Annotated in this window: 19 protein-coding genes and 2 pseudogenes; 12 read left to right on the top strand and 9 right to left on the bottom strand. The window is 43.2% G+C overall.

Annotated elements, in window-relative coordinates; all coding sequences use genetic code 11:
- Positions 1 to 19: 19 nt before the first annotated feature.
- From R5H20_RS01350 to R5H20_RS01365, 4 genes are read right to left on the bottom strand one after another with little or no spacing between them, the layout of a single operon-like run.
- Positions 20 to 1,006 (bottom strand): ABC transporter permease, encoded by a 987-nt coding sequence (locus tag R5H20_RS01350; RefSeq protein WP_006639988.1) that lies wholly within the window; start codon positions 1,004 to 1,006, stop codon positions 20 to 22.
- Positions 1,000 to 1,746 carry an ABC transporter permease gene (locus tag R5H20_RS01355; RefSeq protein WP_006639989.1) on the bottom strand — a complete coding sequence of 249 codons (747 nt, stop codon included), beginning with the start codon at positions 1,744 to 1,746 and terminating at the stop codon, positions 1,000 to 1,002. The genes R5H20_RS01350 and R5H20_RS01355 overlap by 7 nt, the downstream gene beginning before the upstream one ends.
- Positions 1,747 to 1,757: 11 nt before the next feature.
- Entirely contained in the window at positions 1,758 to 2,696 is a 939-nt protein-coding gene (locus tag R5H20_RS01360) for an ABC transporter ATP-binding protein (RefSeq protein WP_006639990.1), read from the bottom strand.
- On the bottom strand, positions 2,693 to 3,256 hold the full coding sequence (locus R5H20_RS01365) for a MarR family winged helix-turn-helix transcriptional regulator (RefSeq protein WP_006639991.1): 564 nt from the start codon (positions 3,254 to 3,256) through the stop codon (positions 2,693 to 2,695). The genes R5H20_RS01360 and R5H20_RS01365 overlap by 4 nt, the downstream gene beginning before the upstream one ends.
- Before the next feature lie 143 nt (positions 3,257 to 3,399).
- Between R5H20_RS01365 and R5H20_RS01370 the strand changes: the two genes are divergently transcribed.
- A complete protein-coding gene (locus tag R5H20_RS01370; RefSeq protein ID WP_006639992.1) occupies positions 3,400 to 4,047 on the top strand; it encodes a DsbA family oxidoreductase in 648 nt (215 codons plus the stop codon).
- A 247-nt stretch (positions 4,048 to 4,294) separates the two neighbouring features.
- On the opposite strand, the gene R5H20_RS01375 is transcribed toward R5H20_RS01370, so the two are convergent.
- Complete coding sequence (locus tag R5H20_RS01375) at positions 4,295 to 5,164, bottom strand: hypothetical protein (protein ID WP_006639993.1); 870 nt, start codon at positions 5,162 to 5,164, stop codon at positions 4,295 to 4,297.
- A gap of 802 nt (positions 5,165 to 5,966) precedes the next feature.
- Between R5H20_RS01375 and R5H20_RS01380 the strand changes: the two genes are divergently transcribed.
- The 6 genes and pseudogenes from R5H20_RS01380 (at position 5,967) to R5H20_RS01405 (ending at position 12,342) form a co-directional block, all read left to right on the top strand.
- Positions 5,967 to 7,106 (top strand): erythromycin esterase family protein, encoded by a 1,140-nt coding sequence (locus R5H20_RS01380; protein WP_006639994.1) that lies wholly within the window; start codon positions 5,967 to 5,969, stop codon positions 7,104 to 7,106.
- A 309-nt stretch (positions 7,107 to 7,415) separates the two neighbouring features.
- Complete coding sequence (locus R5H20_RS01385) at positions 7,416 to 7,937, top strand: SRPBCC family protein (RefSeq protein WP_006639995.1); 522 nt, start codon at positions 7,416 to 7,418, stop codon at positions 7,935 to 7,937.
- Between the two features lie 109 nt (positions 7,938 to 8,046).
- Positions 8,047 to 8,916 (top strand): aminoglycoside 6-adenylyltransferase, encoded by an 870-nt coding sequence (locus R5H20_RS01390; protein WP_006639996.1) that lies wholly within the window; start codon positions 8,047 to 8,049, stop codon positions 8,914 to 8,916.
- 72 nt (positions 8,917 to 8,988) lie between these two features.
- Positions 8,989 to 9,934: pseudogene (locus tag R5H20_RS01395) on the top strand (aminoglycoside phosphotransferase family protein).
- Between the two features lie 19 nt (positions 9,935 to 9,953).
- Positions 9,954 to 10,676, top strand: a complete 723-nt coding sequence (locus R5H20_RS01400) for a YjjG family noncanonical pyrimidine nucleotidase (protein ID WP_006639997.1) — start codon at positions 9,954 to 9,956, stop codon at positions 10,674 to 10,676.
- 295 nt (positions 10,677 to 10,971) lie between these two features.
- Entirely contained in the window at positions 10,972 to 12,342 is a 1,371-nt protein-coding gene (locus R5H20_RS01405) for an amino acid permease (RefSeq protein ID WP_006639998.1), read from the top strand.
- A 64-nt stretch (positions 12,343 to 12,406) separates the two neighbouring features.
- Here R5H20_RS01405 and R5H20_RS01410 read toward each other — a convergent pair whose 3' ends face one another.
- Complete coding sequence (locus R5H20_RS01410; RefSeq protein ID WP_006639999.1) at positions 12,407 to 12,808, bottom strand: GNAT family N-acetyltransferase; 402 nt, start codon at positions 12,806 to 12,808, stop codon at positions 12,407 to 12,409.
- Positions 12,809 to 13,005: 197 nt separating this feature from the next.
- Here R5H20_RS01410 and R5H20_RS01415 point away from each other — a divergent pair, with 197 nt between their 5' ends.
- The 4 genes and pseudogenes from R5H20_RS01415 (at position 13,006) to R5H20_RS01430 (ending at position 14,788) form a co-directional block, all read left to right on the top strand.
- Positions 13,006 to 13,719 carry a TioE family transcriptional regulator gene (locus tag R5H20_RS01415; RefSeq protein WP_006640000.1) on the top strand — a complete coding sequence of 238 codons (714 nt, stop codon included), beginning with the start codon at positions 13,006 to 13,008 and terminating at the stop codon, positions 13,717 to 13,719.
- 164 nt (positions 13,720 to 13,883) lie between these two features.
- A complete protein-coding gene (locus tag R5H20_RS01420) occupies positions 13,884 to 14,132 on the top strand; it encodes a sigma-G-dependent sporulation-specific acid-soluble spore protein CsgA (RefSeq protein WP_006640001.1) in 249 nt (82 codons plus the stop codon).
- 17 nt (positions 14,133 to 14,149) lie between these two features.
- On the top strand, positions 14,150 to 14,341 hold the full coding sequence (locus tag R5H20_RS01425) for a YbxH family protein (RefSeq protein ID WP_006640002.1): 192 nt from the start codon (positions 14,150 to 14,152) through the stop codon (positions 14,339 to 14,341).
- A gap of 88 nt (positions 14,342 to 14,429) precedes the next feature.
- Positions 14,430 to 14,788 (top strand): annotated as a pseudogene (locus tag R5H20_RS01430) (VOC family protein).
- A gap of 36 nt (positions 14,789 to 14,824) precedes the next feature.
- On the opposite strand, the gene R5H20_RS01435 reads toward R5H20_RS01430, so the two are convergent.
- Positions 14,825 to 15,100 carry a hypothetical protein gene (locus R5H20_RS01435; protein WP_006640004.1) on the bottom strand — a complete coding sequence of 92 codons (276 nt, stop codon included), beginning with the start codon at positions 15,098 to 15,100 and terminating at the stop codon, positions 14,825 to 14,827.
- A 64-nt stretch (positions 15,101 to 15,164) separates the two neighbouring features.
- Positions 15,165 to 17,048 carry a thioredoxin domain-containing protein gene (locus tag R5H20_RS01440; RefSeq protein WP_006640005.1) on the bottom strand — a complete coding sequence of 628 codons (1,884 nt, stop codon included), beginning with the start codon at positions 17,046 to 17,048 and terminating at the stop codon, positions 15,165 to 15,167.
- A gap of 132 nt (positions 17,049 to 17,180) precedes the next feature.
- Between R5H20_RS01440 and R5H20_RS01445 the strand changes: the two genes are divergently transcribed.
- Positions 17,181 to 17,378 (top strand): hypothetical protein, encoded by a 198-nt coding sequence (locus tag R5H20_RS01445; protein WP_006640006.1) that lies wholly within the window; start codon positions 17,181 to 17,183, stop codon positions 17,376 to 17,378.
- Positions 17,379 to 18,485: 1,107 nt separating this feature from the next.
- Here R5H20_RS01445 and R5H20_RS01450 read toward each other — a convergent pair.
- The gene (locus R5H20_RS01450; RefSeq protein WP_006640007.1) at positions 18,486 to 19,913 is read right to left on the bottom strand and encodes a serine hydrolase domain-containing protein; all 1,428 of its coding nucleotides are present in this window, start codon (positions 19,911 to 19,913) and stop codon (positions 18,486 to 18,488) included.
- Between the last annotated feature and the right edge of the window lie 186 nt (positions 19,914 to 20,099).

Here is a 20,099-nt window from a genome sequence, read left to right on the forward strand (position 1 = left end):
GTAAACTGACTTTAGAACGCTATTCATAAATTCCTTTCCCTATTCTCCGTTTTGTGACAAAAAATCCAATAAGCCAAAGCATGATCGTCCAAATAAACAAATAGACAATCTGGCCTTTATATTCCAGCACGCTCCGCCCGACTTCTACGCCATGAATGAACGCCATGAACGCATTTTGCGGCAGAATCGAACAGATGGCGTCCAGAATGGGGTTGCTGCCCGTAAACGAAATGAAACAGCCGGCAAGCACACAGGTAACGACACTGATTCCGCTCGCCGCTAAATTGATATTCCGCTTCATGACAGAGGTCATACAGATCGAAAAACCCGTTGCCATTGCCGTCAGGATTGAGAGCAATACAGCCAGCATTCCGAAACTGTAGCCAATTTCTGCGCCGAAAAGCTGACAGGTGATGACAATGGCCAGATAGGATGGAATATACAAACATAAAAACGTGAAAATCGACTGCACGAACAAATACTTACCGACGCTTAAAGGCGATGCAAGCATTCGCCTGAATGCACCGAGCATGCGATCCTCCGGGTAAAGAGCGGTCAGTGCCACACCTTGCATGAACACCAGCATCACAATAAATCCTAAAATATTCGTTCCGATCCCCCGGTCATTGTGGATTTGATCATCTCCCCGGTAGCTTTCCGGCAGGTGTCCTGTTTTGAAAAATTGTTCAATTCTTTTTTGATCGGTTTGATTTCTCAACGTGGTGACCTTATAGCCGCTTCCTTTTTCTTCGACCAAAAAGTTGTACTGTCCTAATACAAGTGAGGAAAGAGGAGGTTTCGTATCCACTTGTAAGACGTCTGCTTTCGGGTCGCTTGGGATATGTTGTGAGCCAGCGGTTATAAAGGCGATCTTATCTTTTACAATTGTTTGGTTGGAGAAGAAGATGGCCGCTGCGATCATAAGCGGAACAACCACAACTGCAATGATCAGGACCGCTTTTTTTGTTAACATCCGGTCCAGCCTGTTTCTAAATACATTCAACATACATATTCCTCCGGTTTAAACGCAATATGGCAAACAGCTGTACAGACTATCGAGGCAAGCAACAGACATAAGGTCACCGGCAGGAAGATGCTGAAATCGTGATCATAGATGAGCCGGAATGCACATTCAGAAACCCAATACACCGGCGAAAATATAGAAATTGAATTGATCATTTCTCCAAGTCGGTGAATTCCGAAAAACACACCTCCAAAAAAGACGAAAAAGGCGACGGGGATTTGCATGATGCCGTTTGCTCGCTCTTCATTTTTGAATATGCAGCAAAACATCGTGCCAAAACAGCAGCCAAACAAAACCAGGGCATCAATTAACAACATCAAATACGGGAGATACCGTCCACCGAGATTCAAATGAAAAAGTGTTTGGCCTAAAAATAAGACACTGCAGTAGCAAACGGTTCCGAAGATATACGTGGAGAGCAATTTCGATAGATAAATTGAAGCTCTGGAAACCGGAGCATATACCATGCGGATATTTCCCTTCTTCACCTTTTCTTCCATAAACGTGTTTGCAGCTGTCATCGTAATCAGCATGGCGGAAAAAATTGTCATGTTGACCCCGTAGTAGTCGTATGAGCTGACGGTATTTCCGCCGAAATTGTTTTTTGTCACAAACCCCATCATCGCAATCAAGATGAAAGGAAAGATGGTATTGGCGAAAAGCAGCGTTGGATTTCTGACGATATTTAACATGTCAAACTTGATCATTCTTAAAAACTTCATCTCGATCACTCCTAGTCCCGCAAGGATCTTCCTGTGAGCTCTAGGAAGACAGTTTCTAAAGAAGCTTTTTTGCTTGCCATGTTTATGATTTGGCAGCCTTCTTTCGTCAGCGCTGCGATGATGTCGCCAACATGGTCATTTGATTGGTCAACGGTAATTTCAAAGGTATCCTCAGTCATCTGAACGCTTTTTACCCCTTCAATTTGATAAATCAGACCAACGTTTACCCGTTCCGATTGCGTTAATTGGAAGGCATATGCTGTTTGATTTTTTACTTTTTGGTGTAAATCTTCTTTTGTCCCTTGCGCGATGATTTGACCTTCATTCATGATCATGATACGGTCTGAAATGGCTTCGGCCTCTTCCATATAGTGCGTGGAATAGATAATAGTCGCTCCGTTGTTCTTCAGCGTTTTTATCGATTCCAAAATGTGATTTCGGGACTGGGGGTCAATCCCTACAGAAGGTTCATCCATGATGACGAGCTCCGGACGGTGGGCGATTCCACAGGCAATATTCAGCCTTCTTTTCATGCCCCCTGAGAAGGTCTTCGGTTTATCGTCTTTTCGTTCATATAGCCGTACTAATTTCAATGCTTCCTCGACCCGCTTGTCCAAAACGTTTCCTTTCAGGTTGTAGAGGCCGGCAAAGAACCGTACGTTTTTCTCGGCAGAGATTTCCTCAAAAATAGCAAGGTCTTGAGGAACGATTCCAATCCCTTGCTTCACGTGCTTGGCACCTTTTTTCAAGTCGCGCCCGAACATTTTTACGTTTCCGCTTGTAGGAGATAAAACGGTGGCTAAAATATTGATCATTGTACTTTTGCCAGCTCCGTTCGGGCCTAAAAGGCCGAGAATTTCTCCCTTTTTTACTTCAAAGCTCATTCCGTTTATGGCAACTTTTTCGTTATAATTTTTGCGTAGATTTTCAACTTCGACAACACTGGTCACTGGACATCCCCTTTTCTTCGTCTTGAAAATTCCTGCAATACCCTGGCTTGTAGCTCTTCCCGGTTTTGTTCGAGTTCAAATTCAGGCGCTGTTTCTTCAAAACCATCCTGCTTTTCCCCGTCATAGCGATACAGCTTTTTCAACAAGTTCCACAGCGTTTCGATCTCTTCCATCGAAAATTCTTTAAAAATATCGGCCATAAAATAAATCGCTTTTTCCCCGCATTCCTCCATGACCTTTTTTCCTGAATCAGTGATTTTTACATTGACCGCACGTCTGTCGCGTTTGCTTGGTTCTGTGAGCACATATCCTTTTTTTTCGATGCTGTTGATGAGTCTGTTCACATTCTGCTTTGATGTGCCCAGCTTTTTGGCAATATTATTGATTGTTGTTTCATCCTCGGGCAAGTGAAGGATAGCGACAATCGTCATAAATTGCCTAGATGTCAATTCTTCAAAATATTCATCACCGCGAATTTGAATTTTGTTTAAAACCGAGAACAACGTAGCGTAAGCTTGCTGCATCAAGAACAAATCTTTTAGTTCTTTTGAAAAATCCATTTTTCCACTCCTTTAGACAACATGTTGTCTTTTTTAGTATAGTGATTTTCCGGGACATGTCAAGATCATATGAAAGGATTCTTGACAGGCGATCCATTTGTAACTATTATAGTTACAAATGGATGGAAGAGAGGAAAAAACACATGACAATAAAAGTAAAAGTATATTCTGATTATGTCTGCCCATTCTGTTTTCTTGGGAAAGACCAGTTTGAGAAAGCGATTGACGGAAAGGATGTGGAGGTGGAATGGCTTCCGTTTGAATTGCGCCCGCGTCCTGCCGAACCATTGGATCCGTTGAATGATCCGCAGAAATTGGCGATGTGGGAAAACGCCATCGCGCCGAGAATAGAAGCGTGGGGGATCGACATGAAGCTGCCGGACGTCTCGCCGCATCCTTATACAGATTTGGCCCATGAAGGCTTTCACTTTGCGAAAGAGCACGGCAAAGCGAAAGAATACAATGACAGGGTTTACCGTGCATTTTTCCAGGAAGAGCAAAACATCGGTGACATCGAGGTGCTGACAAAGCTTGCAAAAGAAGCAGGCTTGGACGAGAAGGCTTTTAAAGAAGCGCTGGCAGCGAGAACATACCAAAAAACCCAGCAGCAGGCGCTTCAGCATGCCTATGAAGAAGTCGGCATTACCGCCGTGCCGACTTTTATCATCGGCAATGAGCGAATCGCCGGGGCTGCGGCTAAAGAAGTGTTTGAACAGGTGATAGAAGAGGAAAGCGGGAAAATACAATCGGCAGATGCTTTGCAATGCGATGTTGACGGGAGATCCTGCTAAACAATGACTCCTAAAAGAGGTCAAGGGGATGATCTAGCCTCTGTTTCGTTATGGGTTTCCACCGCTGATTTTGAATTGTCATTCCCCTTTGCAGCGGCATCCAGGGAATCATTTGTGAAAGCATTGATTAGGCGGCAAACTGCCATATTTGCCGTTTAAGTGGCGGCATTATTCAAGGAAGAGAGTATAACAAGGCTCCTGTAGAAACAGGAGCCTTTGTTTAACTGGATATGAGAAAAGACACGCTTTATTTTATATATTTATAGGGTGTACTTGAATAAAATCTGTATGGAATAGGCTTTTTAGAACCGACATTCTCAAATTTGTATCTGTATGTCGTGTGGAAGCCAAGGTTGCGAACGTCGACTTTAAGGTATGTATAGCCTTTCTTTGTGACATATAAAGTTTTGTAATTTTTCCAGCCTTTTTTTGTTTTATATTGCAATGTGGCCTTTACTTTGCCTGAACGATCTGTATCAATTGATGTACCACAAAATCCGGTGATGACTCCATTCAATTTGTACGCATACGAATAACCGAATGTGTTTGTGTATGTTGGTTTTTTATAAAATAGGCTTCCTTTTCGGGCCACATTTACACCGTATTTGTTTTTTCGAATCTGTTCCGTTGTTTTTGCAGGATTTGAATTAGCAAATGCAATCGCTTCAGCGCGGCTGAACTTAAGCGTTGTATGAGAATAGAATTTGTAAGGAATAGGCTTTTTTGAACCAATATTCTCAAATTTGTATCTGAACTTCGTGTACAAGTCGAGGTAACTGCTCACTTTAAAGGTCGTATGGCCTTTTTTATTAACATAAAAAGTTTTGTAATTTTTCCAGCCTTTTTTTGTTTTATATTGCAATGTGGCTTTTACTTTGCCTGAACGATATGTATCTAGTGTTGTAAATGGATGCCCAGCCCAGCTATAACCGAAGGTGTTGGAGTATGTTGCTTTTTTATAGTGTAATTTTCCTTCTCGGAAAACGGATACACTGGATGTCGATTTTATCGTACGATCTTTTGCTTGCGCAGTGTCGGAGCCGATAAAACCAAGTGATGCGAAGCTCCCGATTGCGACTGCTAAAACCAACAAAAGTTTGATGAATTTACCTTTCAAAGTGAACTTCCTCCTATCTTTGTTTAGATCAAATTTCACTCTTTTTCAATAATAGTTCTTGTGATAAAAATTGACATCCATCAAATAAACTATTTTATTCTGACAATCTTGTTATATTTTGTCGTTTTATGTCGAAATAGAGAGGTTAGAACTATGACATTTGGTCTGGTTTGGTGGGTGGAATGTGAACAATTAGTATTAAAATCGTGTCTGCTGTTGTTTGGGATCAGGGGGCACGGTACTTGTGTTGTTCAAGAGATAATTGCGCTTGACTTGCATCAATGTGGGAGATGCAAGTTTCGGACCGTCTATGAAGAAGCCGGATTACCGCCGTACCGATTCTTATCATAGGCAATGATTAAGAATCCTTCCATGGATAAAGTTTTTAAGGCAGCAAAACTTGCATAAATACACGACGAGATATTGGAAATGCCAATGGGTTACCACACTCCTGTGTCAGAAATGTCAATGAATATTTCCGGCGGTTAAAAAACAGAGAATCATGCTTGCGCGGGCTTCATTGCAAAGACCTTCAATATTATTGCTGGATGAGGCAGCAAGTTCTCTGGATAACTTAAATGAAAAAGTCATAGAACAACATTTAAATGAATTAAAGTGCACTCGATAGTAATAGCTCACAAGCTAAGTACTATTAAGGATGCGGATCTTTTATTTAGTACTAAAAGACGGAGAGATTCAAGCGATGGGCAACCATTTGCAATTGATTCGAAATAAAGGATTTTTACACTAAGCTGTACAATTCAAACAATGAGCAAGCAATCTAATTGGGGGTGCTAATCCATTGAACGATTTATTTGATGAAATAAGAGATGAATCTATTAATATTGGAGAGGATAATGGTTATAAATTTGACTTCTTTAAAGAGATATTGGGAAATAAAAGATTTGTGTTTCTTGGTGAAAGCAGCCATTGTGTCAAAGAATACAGCGAAGCGAAGGTAAGCTTAATTAAATTTCTGCATCAGGAATTAGGATTTCATATTCTTGCTTTTGAAAGTGAATTGGGGGATTGCGCCATAGGAAATTACCTTTCAGAAGAACTCAGTTCCAAAGAATATATGTCCGGTTCCATCGGGAGAGTTTGGCAAAACGAATTTATGCTCGATTTGTTTGAGTATATGAAGGAAACTCAACAGCGGCAGCCATTGCATTTAACAGGAGTTGATGTTCAGCAGAGCATGGATAAGCACTTTTCTTCCTACATGCGTTCGCATTTGACAGGGGACCTGAGGAAGATGTATGTAGAATTTGATACGCGCACAAATGAGATGCTGGATAAAGATTACATATTGAAAAGACGTTTTAGGAAAACAGTAGAAGAGATTGAAGGCATGGGCCAAGAACTGATGAAGGGGCTTGAGAAACAGACTTTTCCCTCTGCCATGCTACGTGATGTCGTGTTACAAACGATGAAAAACAGAATAAATTATTTTAAGGCGAATTTTACAAAAGGTTTTTCCAAATTGTTTGAGTATCGAGATGAATTAATGGCAAAGAATCTTGAATTTTTATCTCAGCATGTATATCCTGATGAAAAATTTATCATATGGGCACACAATCTTCACATCAAAAAACAGAGCAGTGCGAATCGTTTTTCCCCTTATCGATCATTTGTGGAAAATCTTCCATCATCCATGAAAGAGGACAGCTTTGTTATTGGTTTTTATGCAGGGGAGGGAAGAATGGGGAATCACCAAGGGGGCGATCATCCTATAAAAAAAGTCAACAAGAAGCATTTGGAATGGTTGCTTAGTAACTCACCTTACCAAAATTTTTTTATACCATGCACCTCAAGGTGGGGAGGAAATAAGTGGAAGGCTTTGGAGGGGGGAGGCTTGCGTATTTCTTTTAAACCAGTTCAGCAATATGATGGGGTTTTGTTCTTTAAAAAGGTAACTCCCGCAAATTTTAATTTCGATTAGAATGTTCCTGGTTAAAGGTATTGTAACCCTCTTGATGTTTTTTCAGTGCCGGAGGGATGAGCAGCCGAAAAAACAGTTCTCATTGAAGTTTTGCAAAGTAATGTCGATGGAAACACATGTTAAGCATAATCCCTATAGATGAAAATCATCTATAGGGATTTTTATGTTGGCGAAAATAACCTTTTTCGTTATATTTAATTTATGAAGAAAAGCTGACACTTCTTCGAGAAAGCGCTTACATGTTTTTCTTCACGTTTTTTTTGCCTGGTTTACTGTTTTACAAATATTCCATTTCAGGAGGAAATGATGATGTCGGACAAAACAGCAAACAGCTTGAAAGTGAAAGCGGAAGGAAGAACCCTTGTCATGGAGCGGCTTTTCGATGCGCCGCGAGATCGGGTGTTTAAAGCTTTTTCGGAAGCTGGGCAGTTGGAAAGCTGGTGGGGGCCAAAGGGCTGGCAAACCGAAGTTCGTTCGTTTGCGTTTAAACCGAATGGCGTTTGGCATTATTGCATGCGATGTACAGATGAGAACCAGGGGGAGTATTTCGGGCAGGAATCCTGGGGCAAGGCTGTCTATCAAGACATCTCGGCGCCTGAGAAGATTGTGTTCATTGATATGTTTGCAGATGCGGAAGGGAATGCAGTTTCCGGAATGCCGGAGACGTTGGTGAAGGTGGAGTTCATTGAGGGAGAACATAGAACGAAGCTCGTGATGCGCTCTGAATTTGCATCAGAAGAGGCGTTGCAGCAGGTCATCGATATGGGCATAATCCAGGGTGTTTCTTCGCAGTTTGAACGCCTCGACAATCATCTGAAGCAGGCATATTAAAAGGAGGGCGTCCCATGACATTCTTGGAGCATTTTACATAACGTTGCATTCGGGGACCTCCTGATACCTTTGTGTTTGAAAAACAACCACATAATAGGAGGTTCAGAATATGCGTACAGAACAAGAAATGATGGAGCTGGTGTTAAAAGTCGCCAAGGAGGACGACAGGGTCAGAGCGGTTGGCATGAACGGTTCACGGACGAATCCGAATGTCCCCAAGGACCCTTTTCGGGATTATGATATTGCGTATCTGGTGACAGATGTGCAGTCTTTTCTCGATGATCCGGATTGGATCGATGTGTTCGGAGAAAGGATCATCATGCAGACGCCGGAAGACATGGAGCTGTTTCCGAATGAGCTTGGCGGCCGTTTTACCTATATGATGCTGTTTACGGACGGCAACCGGATTGACTTGATGCTCATTCCTTTAGCAGAAAAGGATGAATATTGCCGTGAAGACGGTCTGACCGCCATCTTGCTTGATAAGGATGATGCTTTGCCTGCCATTCCGCCGCCGACAGATGAGGAGTATTGGGTGAAAAAGCCGTCAGCACAATCTTTTGCAGACTGCTGCAATGAGTGCTGGTGGACTGCGACATATGTGGCCAAAGGCTTGTGGAGGCGGGAAATTCTTTATGCGCTTGATCATTTGAATCTGGTCAGGGCGATGCTGTTAAAGATGCTCGAATGGAAAGTCGGAATCGAAACCGATTTTTCGCTTAGCATTGGAAAAAACGCCAAGTTTCTGAAGCGCTATGTTGATGAAGAGACATGGAAAAGACTTCTGGCAACATATCCCGGCGGAGACTATGGCGAAGTGTGGAGCGCTTTATTCAAGACGACCGATTTATTTGAAGAGACTGCGATTGCAGCGGCAGAACGATTGGGTTATCAGTACCCCTTCGTGGACGCCGGCAATGTCAAGCAATACTTGAAGCATGTTCAGCGGCTGAGACCTGCCGCAAAAGAGATTTATTAATACATTTGCTGCACCCCCGGCTTTCTGGGGGGTGCACTTTTCTTGCCGCGGACCTGAAAAGAGGTGAACGTGATGTTTGACATCAAGAACATATTGAACGTTTATTACGGCATAGACAGCGTCAACATTTCCCCGCAGAAAGGCGGATGGTCGGCTCTCGCTTATAAAGTGGCCGGCAGTGATGCCGATTATTTTCTAAAGGTGTATGATAAAAAAAGAGCTTCCACTGCGAAATGGACGGCACTGATCGACGACTACGCTCCCATCGTCCAGTGGCTCAACGATCATACTCAGCTGAGGGGGAGCCTTCCTGTGCCGGTCTTAACGAAGAGCGGCGCCTATAAGTGAGGATGACCATGGCATCTACCTTCTTTATGAATATATTGACGGAGAAACGATTGGAGACCGCCCGCTGCACAGCGGAGACATCCGAAAGCTTGCGGAAATCACGGCAGAGCTTCACACATATGGAGAAGGCATACCTGTTAAAACAGACAGGATAAAAGAAAGCTTCGCTGTACCGTTTTTGCGGCAAATGAGAGAATGGCTGGGCGGCGCACTTCCCGGCAATACCACAGAACTGTTTGATCCTTATGTAGACTCCGTCTATCATATGATGGAGAAGGCCGAGGAGCTGTCTGATCAATTGAAAAGCGGCAGCTTGAGGCTTGCGTTGTGCCATACTGATATTCACAATTGGAATCTGATGACTTCCGGACGGGAATTCATATTGATCGACTGGGAAGGATTGAAGTTGGCACCAGTAGAAGCTGATCTGATGTTTTTTGCGGATCAGCCGTACTTTCACGAGTTTATGACGATCTATCGGCAAGTGCACAAAGGTTTTCAATTGGATCAGCAGGCATTGCGGTTTTATCAGCTGAGGCGCAGATTGGAAGATGTGTGGGAATTTGCCGAGCAGCTTGTCTTCGACTGCCAGACGGAGCAGGAGAGAGCTGAAACGGTGACCGCGATTGAAAAAGAGCTGAAAGGCATCAAGGCAACCAAATTTGATTAGTAAGAGCGGAGGCAGACTTGTGAAAACATACCGTACGTTATTTTTTGATGTAGATGATACACTTTTGGATTTTCAGGCGGCGGAAAGCTTAGCGCTGCGCCTTCTTTTTGAAGAGCAGAATATCCCGCTGACACAGGAAATCGAAGCCGATTATAAAAGAATGAATCAAGGCTTGTGGAGGGCGTTTGAAGAAGGAAAAATCGACCGTGATGAAGTGGTCAATACCCGCTTTTCCCTTTTGTTCAAAAAATACGGCCGAACGGTCGATGGGGCCTTGCTGGAGAAGAAGTACCGCGGCTATCTTGAAGAAGGGCATCAGCTGATCGACGGGGCCCTGGAATTAATCACAAGGCTGCAGCGCCGCTATGACTTATACATTGTGACGAACGGTGTGTCAAAGACGCAGTATAAGCGGCTGCGTGATTCAGGATTGTATCCGTTGTTTAAAGGAATTTTTGTTTCGGAGGACACCGGCTATCAGAAGCCGATGAAGGAATACTTCGACTATGTTTTCGCAAGAATTCCTCATTTCTCTAAAGAAGCCGGATTGATCATCGGGGATTCCCTGACCGCGGATATCAAAGGCGGCGGAATCGCCGGGCTTGACACATGCTGGCTGAATCCAGGAATGAAACCCAATGACACTGGCATTGTACCAACCTATCAAATACAAAAGCTAGATGAGCTGTATCATATTTTACATGTTGAAAAAGAATCGGCAGCCGGCCGTTGTTTTTCATAGGGAGAAGGAGCGCATTTTGATTGCTGTTTCAAGCTGCGTTCCGCTTTCTCTTTATCGCTTAAATTATCAAAATATTCTCTATGTTGGAATAATTTTTCGGCTATAAATAATGTGTTCTTCTGAAAAAAACAATTGTATTTATGAGAGAAATTTATTATGATGGAATAAGTAAATTTTGAGGTATATAGCATTTGGAATTATCAGATTGTTATTACTACTTCATCCGACATGATGAAGATATGCTTCGTTATCACATATTTTGGTTGACATCAGCCGTGTAAGAGGAGGAAATACAGTGGCGAATAAGGAACTGAAGAGAGGCCTGGGGGCGCGCCATATTCAAATGATCGCGCTGGGCGGCACCATCGGGGTCGGTTTATTTATGGGGTCTTCCAGCACGATCAAGTGGACAGGACCGTCCGTCCTGCTTGCTTATGCAATCTGCGGAATTTTTATCTTTTTTATCATGCGCGCAATGGGAGAAATGTTGTATGTTGAGCCAAGCACCGGCTCATTTGCGACATTCGGCCATCAATATATCCATCCGCTGGCCGGTTATATGACCGCCTGGAGCAACTGGTTCCAGTGGGTGATCGTCGGGATGTCCGAGATCATCGCCGTCGGCGAGTACATGCAGTATTGGTTTCCGGATCTGCCGGCCTGGATACCGGGCATTATCGCAATGGCGATTCTTGGAGGGGCAAACCTCATCTCTGTCAAATCGTTTGGGGAATTTGAATTTTGGTTTGCGATGATTAAAATCGTTACGATTGTATTAATGATCGTGGCCGGGTTCGGAATTATTTTCTTCGGGTTCGGCAACGGCGGACATGCGATCGGCTTCTCAAACCTTTGGTCGCACGGCGGCTTCTTTACAGGCGGGTTTTCAGGATTCTTCTTTGCGCTGTCTCTCGTCATCGCCGCTTATCAAGGGGTCGAACTGATCGGGATTACGGCGGGGGAGGCAAAAGATCCGCAGAATACGCTGAGACACGCGATTCAAAGCATTATTTGGCGTATTTTAATTTTCTACATCGGCGCCATTTTCGTCATTGTCACCGTTTATCCTTGGGATGAGCTGAATGCAATCGGAAGTCCGTTTGTATCGACTTTCGCGAAAGTTGGAATTACGGCGGCTGCCGGGATTATTAACTTCGTCGTCATTACGGCGGCCATGTCCGGCTGCAACAGCGGTATTTTCAGCGCTGGCCGCATGCTTTACACATTGGGAGTGAACGGACAAGCGCCGAAATTCTTTACGAAGATTTCCCGAAATGGCGTGCCACTGTACGGCACGATTGCCGTTTTGATCGGCTTGGCCATCGGCGTCGTTTTAAATTATGTCGCACCGCCTAATATCTTTGTGTATGTATACAGTGCGAGTGTGCTCCCGGGGATGATTCCGTGGTTCGTCATCCTGCTGAGCCATATCGGATTCAGAAAAGCAAAAGGGGCTGAAATCGACAAGCATCCGTTCAAAATGCCTTTTGCCCCTGTGACAAACTATTTGACGATTGCATTTCTGCTGATGGTGCTGGTCGGCATGTGGTTCAACGATGACACGCGCGTGTCTCTGATTGTCGGGGTTGTTTTCCTCGCAGTCGTTGCCGTCAGCTATTATGTGTTTAGAATCGGCAAGCGGATGAATACCGATACACAAAAATAAAAAAACTATCGAGAAAATCGCGAAAGCCCAATTGCTCTTTACGAGAAATTGGGCTTTTTCGAGTCTAACATGTTTTCCGCAAGCTGATTGATGAGGGATAGGTGTAATCAAAACCGTATGTCTGATATAAACCGATAGAAGGAACATCTGCCATTATGATTACCTCTGCGCCTGCGGGAGCGTGCCGGCGGAGATAATCCGTGATTTCGTTCATAATCATTTTTTTTAATTCCTCATTTTGGCCAGCCGGCTTGACGGCAATATCAACGATCTGAAAAAAGCATCCGCCATCACCGATGATTCTGCCCATGCCGATGAGCTCTGACTGCTCTCCCCTAACGACAGTTGAAAAAATCGAGCGGTTCAGCGCCGTTTTGGCGGCATCCTCATCAATGGCGCGCAAACCCGCCGCCTTTCTAAGTTCAAGATACTCATGCGGAGTCGGTACTTCATGGGAAACCTTCATATTGTCCTCCCTCTCTTCAATTTGATCCTTCACAACCAATTTTACAAGATTGATGCAAGTGATAAGGTTTGTATGAACATGTATCATGTTTATTAAACAAAGATTATCTTTGCACTTTAATCATTTTCTCTAATGTTTGTACGGCAGTACTCCGGTTTGGTATAGTGAAGTACGATCATCAGTGGGGAGGATGGGTAATGAGGTATTTCAAGCCTATTGAGATTGCAAGGGAACTGGGCATCAGTACGAGTGCTTTGCGCCATTATGAATCATGGGGCGTCGTTCCGGCGCCTGAACGTGCCGAGAATGGATACCGGCTGTATACAAAGCTGCATCTGGCCTATTTCCGCTGTCTTCGGGCCATGTTTCCGGCATTTGGCGTAGGGCTGACCTGCATGGTGCTTCGTCATATTCAAAATGGTGACATGGATGCCGCCTTTTGGCTTGTAAACAAAGCGCAAGCCGATTTGCAGGAGGAAAAAGCCGCTGCCGATCAAACGCTTGCCGTACTGCGGGATCCCGAGCTTCCGATCATCCCCGGCCATAAGCTGAAACAGCTTATGACGATAGGGGAAGCGGCGGCTCTCGCAAATGTACAGGCATCAGCCATCCGCCATTGGGAAAAAGAAGGCCTGATCTCCCCTGAAAGAGATCCTGAAAATGGCTATCGCCTTTTCACTCCGGTGCATATCAGGCAAATTTTATTAATCCGCACCTTGAGAAGAACCGTTTATTTTTTGGAGCATATGAAGGAAATCGTTCAGGCTGTTGAACATCAGAGCATTGAAAAGGCAAAACAGGTTACGGAACATGCGCTGAAAAGCATCCATCAGCGCAATCGCCGGCAGTTTTCCGGCGTTTATCAGCTGGTTGAGCTTTGCAAAGAAGCCGGGCTGATGGAGCATGAATGAATTCGAGGCCTTGAGAAGCGGTGACTGCGTCATTTATAGAAGTATACCCCAAGGTGGTGGCCGATTTACATCCACTAAACCGGGCAGGATAAAAAAATTCAGGAAAAAGTGCATGAATGCTATCGATTTCACCCAAGCTATAGGGTAAAAAAGGAGATCGAAGCATGGATACAACATTAGGCTACCTGCGGGAATCGCTGTCAAATCATCTTGAGCATGACATGGGACAGAGGATCTACAAAAAAATCACCTCTCAGAGATACGACAATGAAGAAGAATTTGTCAGACACTTGGATGAGCGGGAAGCCGCATTTCTGAACGCGGTGCTGGAACATGAGATGAAATATGCCTTGAATGAACAGGATCATCAGCGGACGAGGGAATTAAATGAAGTGTATGAACTGCTGTTTTGAAAGGCGGGCGAGGCTAGATGGGCGCAATCGAGCGGAACGGCTATACATTTGAACCGGAGTTCAGCGTGACAAGACAGAACGGGGCGATTCATGTGTACCGGCGCGGCCGGTTCGTCGAGGAAATCCGCTTTGAATTTTCCGGCGAGTTTCCTGAGCATGATCTGATTGAAGAACTGGTCAATCATTATTGTTATGAGCATAATATTTAAGCTGCCATATCTAGGGCAGCTTTTTCTAATCTTTGCGGAAAAATATGTGATCCTAACGGTGATTCCAGCATATGAAGGAGGGAATCGGATGTATACAGGTATTGACCATGTGCAAATTGCGGCTCCTAAAGGCAGCGAGAATACATGCAGAGAATTTTTTTCAGAAATATTGGGGATGCGGGAAATTCCAAAACCCGAAAACTTGAGAAAGCGCGGCGGGGTTTGGTTTCAGTGCGGCGCTCATGAACTGCATGTCGGTGTTCAAGACCCTTTCAAGCCCGCAGTAAAAGCGCATCCGGCGTTCAGCGTCGACAATATCGATAAGCGAAAGAAAGATTAAGAGAATTCGATATCAACATTATAGACGGTGAACCCTTAGAAGGAGCCGATAGATTTTATATCCATGATCCGTTTGGCAACCGGCTCGAATTTTTGCAGAGGCATTAAAAAGCTGCCGCGGATGGCCGGCAGCTATGTGAACCGTTATTTTTTCTTTTCATCATAATATTGGACAGGATACATGGACCCTTCCGAGACCATTTTGTTGTCTTCGATATCGTGCGGAGACGGATTCCCCGCTTTATCGACCGGGAATGACGCTGTATTTTGTTTTTGCGGCAATGACGGAAGCTTTGATTTCATGTTTTGCATGCATTCCTTCAGCTTTTGTCTGTTGGCTTGGTCTTTCAGCATATAAGAAACGACTCCGGCGACGACAGTGGAAACGGCGAGCGTTGACATCACATTCTTTTGCTTCATGATGATAACCCCTTTCTGAAAAGTTTGATGAAGTTTCAGATGTTATTCCCACTATCGTCGCGCATTAAACGGACAACAGCCGTTTGAGCGCTTCATCAATATTTGCCGTCGGTTTTTGGCAGGCGAAGTTTTCGCAAATATAGACGGTTGTTTTGTCATCGATGGCTTTGTAGTCCGCCGCAAAGTCTGCGATTCCTTTAAAATCGTCCGGAGATTCAGCGGCCAGGACGGCATAGTTCGGCTGAAAGGCTTGCTGCAGCGCTCTGATGATGTTTTGCCGGTTCGGATCATCGCGTTTTCCGAGGATAACGATTTCTTTTTGCGGCATCATCTGGCTTAACAGACTTTGCAGAAAGTTTGTATGTCCGCTCGGATAGGCGGAGACGTCCCCATGGAAGGCCGAAAACATGTCCGATACCCTGTCGATCAATGACAAATCGCCTGTCAAGCGTCCAAGGCGGAACAGCTGTACAGCGGCCACTCCGTTTCCGGAAGGCAAAGCGCCGTCATATACTTCCTTATCGCGCACGATTAACGCCTCGGCGTCTTTACCTGTAAAGTAAAAACCGCCGTGGTCCTCATCCCAGAACAGATCGATCATGTCTCCCGCCAATTCTTTCGCTTTTCTCAGATCCGGCAGGTTCAGCGATGCTTCATACAATTCAAGATAGGACCACAGCAAAAATGCGTAATCATCAATAAACCCTTTGTTTTTCACTTCACCATCGCGGTATCTCACCATGACGCGGCCGTCCTTGATGAGTTCGTCCTCGATAAATGAAAGCGCCGTCCGCGCCATTTCCAAATATTCAGGGGCTTCGAACACTTTGGACGCTTTGGCAAGTCCGGCGATCATCAAGGCATTCCACGATGTCAGCACCTTATCGTCAACATGGGGATAGATTCGGCCCCGGCGTTTTTCAAAAAGCTTTTGTCTCGCTGCTTCCAGCTTATTTTGCAGCTCGGTTTCTGTCAGCGAGAATTCATCTCTTACCTGTTCAAAGCTGGTATAGATCAAGTTGGGAATATTGAATCCTTCGAAATTGCCTTCATCGGTGATGTCGTAGACGGCACAGTACAGACTGCCGAGCTCATCTCCGAGCGTCTCTGTGATCTCGTCTTTTGACCATATGTAATATTTTCCTTCCACGCCCTCCGTATCAGCGTCAAGCGCAGAGAAGAAAGCGCCTCTTTCGTCCGTCATTTCCCGGCGGATAAAGGCAATGATCTGCTCGGAAATCCGTTTATACCGTTCGCGCTTTGTCACCTGGTAGGCCTCTGTATAAGCCATTAACAACAGCGCATTGTCATAAAGCATTTTTTCAAAATGGGGGACGAGCCATTCTTGATCAGTCGAATAGCGGGCGAAACCGTAGCCGATATGGTCGTAGATACCCCCGTTCGCCATGCTGTCGAGTGTTTTCGTCACGCTGTACAAGGCATTTTCCTCGCCGCTGTATTGATGATAGCGGAGCAGAAAGGTCAGCATGTGGGGAATGGGGAACTTCGGCGCGCTGCCGAAACCGCCGTACGCCGTATCAAAGCTGTTGATCAGCTGCTGATATGTGCGCTTCAGTATATCCTCGCCCAACGCTTCGCCGGCATTGCTTTTCGCTTTGATTCTCAGATTGTTGGCCGCCTTTTCAGCGATGTCTTCAACATGGTCGCGATTCTTCGCAAACGTAGCCGACAGCTGCTTCAGCACCTCGACAAACCCCGGCCGGTTGTAGCGGCTCGTCTTCGGAAAGTAAGTGCCTGCATAAAAAGGCTTTTGCTCAGGCGTCAAAAATACATTCAACGGCCAGCCGCCCTGCCCGGTCATCATTTGGCAGATCGTCATATAAATCGAGTCGACATCAGGCCGCTCTTCGCGATCGACTTTGATGGAAACGAATTTCTCATTTAAAAGCTGCGCAACTTCTTCGTCTTCAAAGCTTTCATGGGCCATGACATGGCACCAAACGCAGGTATAATTTACTTCTTATTTTGAGGATTCCTTATTTTGAAACCCTTTTTCGGTCGATAACGTAGACTTTTAATAACATAAGGTTTTGTTATTGATTCTGGAAGGAGAATTAAAATGGATTACATCTATAAGGAAAAGAAAAATGGCAATCGTATAATATCAATCAGAGATAAATGGGAGAATGCTCTTATTGAATTTGAGGAAAAAGGTAATCAAATTGATATAGTAATCAATTATCGTAACGAGAAAACAACTAAGTTTTCGCTACCAATTGAGACTTTTGAGAAAGTGTATCAGGATATTAAAAAATAAATAGGAGAGACAGATAATGATAATAATTCGGTTTGAAAATTTTACTCGCACATCATAAGAATATAATTGCGTTGCAAATGAATTTTTTTATTTTTAACGACTTTCCTCATCTTTGTTCTGTAGTTAATTTTAAGGTGAGTGTTGTCAATAGAACAATAATGAAAAGGAAGGTAATATAAATTATGAAGTTAAGAATAAACTATGTAGTATTATTCATTATGTAATCTGAAGGGTTCTTTATAGCAGGTTTTGCATTAGAGAATGTCCTTGATTATTCATTGGTGATTGGAATCATCTTACAGATCATATTTGTTATTTTTTCCTCAATTTTAGCAATAAAAAAACAAAAGAATACAAACAGGACAAAGTAAGTAATTGCCGTGTTATTTAGTTAAGAGATGAATTAAGTTACGCGGCATCTATTGCAATCGAGTTAGGTTTTTATGGGTGGCAATGTCGAAGGTAAATGGTAAGGGGGTAAGAATGTCTTTTATTACAATAATTGAAATTATCTTAGTGTGATAACAGTATTGGGGTTATTTTCATGTACTTTTAAAAGGCAAAAAAGTGATAATGATGATGTTGTTTTTAGTTATGCTAGATATATGATTTATTTGTTTGTAGCTGAAGTTGCAATATATGTCATATTTCAATTGTTTTAGTAAAGTTAGACCTTTTAAGGACTAACTTTTAAACCTTTTCAACTAACCTGTATCTTTTGCAATTTACACGCTTATAATAGATGAATACCTATATCATCGGGGGGAGAACCATTGAACGTACAAGCGTTTTCTGTGTTTAGTCGAAGAGTCCTAATTGTTCAGCAAACGGGTCTTTTAAGAAATGTTATCTAACGACGCTTGTGCAAAAATAATATTGTTGTTTAATTTACAATAAAGTCATTTAAAAAATAATATTAGTTGTTTAAAAATCCTTATTCCACGAACGGAGCAGGTTAGTGGAAGCAATAGTAATTTAGGTTTGACTGGGAAAATTGTCGATGATATTAAAAAAGACACCGAAGTGTCTTATGTTTTTCAAATTAAGCATACCGATAAATTGAAATTTAATTACTTAACATTATGCTTATCATGGGAGCGAGGTATTTTATCGGTGAGTGTATACAAACCATGTAATGCTTGCTGTTAATAATGCTGACGAAATCAAAGCTGTAAGAACACTATATGTTTGCCAAATAAGTATCGTTGACCAATCGAAAGCACAGCACAGTATACCTAGGGCAATCGTAGCGATCAGGAAAATAACTGTTACGATTATTCTCTTTTTTGTCATTGGCTGCCGCTCATTCGTTTTCCTTCTGTGTAATCCTAAGAGAAATAGGAGAACGGCCAATAGGCAAAGAATAATAGTGATAGACGACAAAATGATATCCAAAAGCTGTGTGCCGCTTATTTCATATGACTGAGTTAGATTACCGTCTAATATATCTTTAATTTTTAGTACCAGGTTTATATTGGTATTTGCTCCGTTGCTCAGCAAGCAGACGGCTGTTTGTTCATTTAGCAGTATGACTACTTCGGTTCTGAAATTTGGATTGCCCCCAGTGTGTTCTATAATCGTTTGGTCGGCGTTTACCGACCAGCCTGCCGCATAATACATATCGTTGACAGCCGAAACAGACCTATCACCCCTATGTGATTTTTCGATAACCGTGTGAAATATTTCGGGTATGTCCTGCACAATACCCATCTGTATGCCCATCCAACGCGCCATATCTTTTGTATTAGAAATGATGTAGCCTGCGGGCTTATTCCCAGCATAATCCGGAGCTTTAAATGGAGTTGTCATAAAAAAGGAAGAACGGTAGCCCTGTGCCAACTGTCCAGTGGCTTGAGCATCTTCTTTATAAACATACGTCTGGTGAAGACCTAACCGCTGAAATACCTGTTCCCTCATAAAGTCTTCATAGCTTTGTCGCGACACAATCTCAATAACCAAGCCCAATACGTCATAATTAACGGTTCCATAGTTATACTGTTCACCGGGAGGGAACGCCAATTCAGCATCTACGAGCATTTCCACAGTCTTTTGCAACATATCCGGTGTATTGCCTTGTGGAATACTTTGAGTATGCCTAATATTTGTTAGACCACTGGTATGGTGAAGAAAGTTATTTAGTGTAAGGCTTTGCATATCAACAGGTTTCCCTTGATACTTTAACGTAAACCAAGGTAAATATTTTTGGACAGGGTCAGTCATTGAGAGCAGCCCTTGCTCTTCCAACAGCATAATACCCATACCGGTAAAAGCTTTACTGACCGAGGCTAACTCATAGAGTGTATTTTCACTTGCAGACAACCCCTTTTCACGGTCAGCATACCCTGAAGAAAAGTAGAACACTTCATCATCAGCAAGTATTGAGATTGACATTCCCGGCACACCTGATATACGAGAGGCATCATCTAGCAACGCTTGTATTGCCGCAGATTTCGAATCAGACAACGCATAACTTTGTGTTGCGAATCCTGAGAATAATATAAATATCGTTAATACAAAAACAATAATCTTTTTCATAAACTCTCCTTTCCGAAAAATTATAATAGAATAATATAAATAACCTACTTTTACAAATACTAAACTAAATTTGTTTTATATTTCTATTAACCTATATAATATCAATTAATTGGGAAGAGTTACACTTAACGAACAGATGCGTTAGTTCAATAAGAAAAACGATCTTCAACAATCGGGCGCGATTGT

Source organism: Bacillus sp. KICET-3 (assembly GCF_033261025.1).
GTDB lineage: Bacteria > Bacillota > Bacilli > Bacillales > Bacillaceae > Bacillus > Bacillus sonorensis.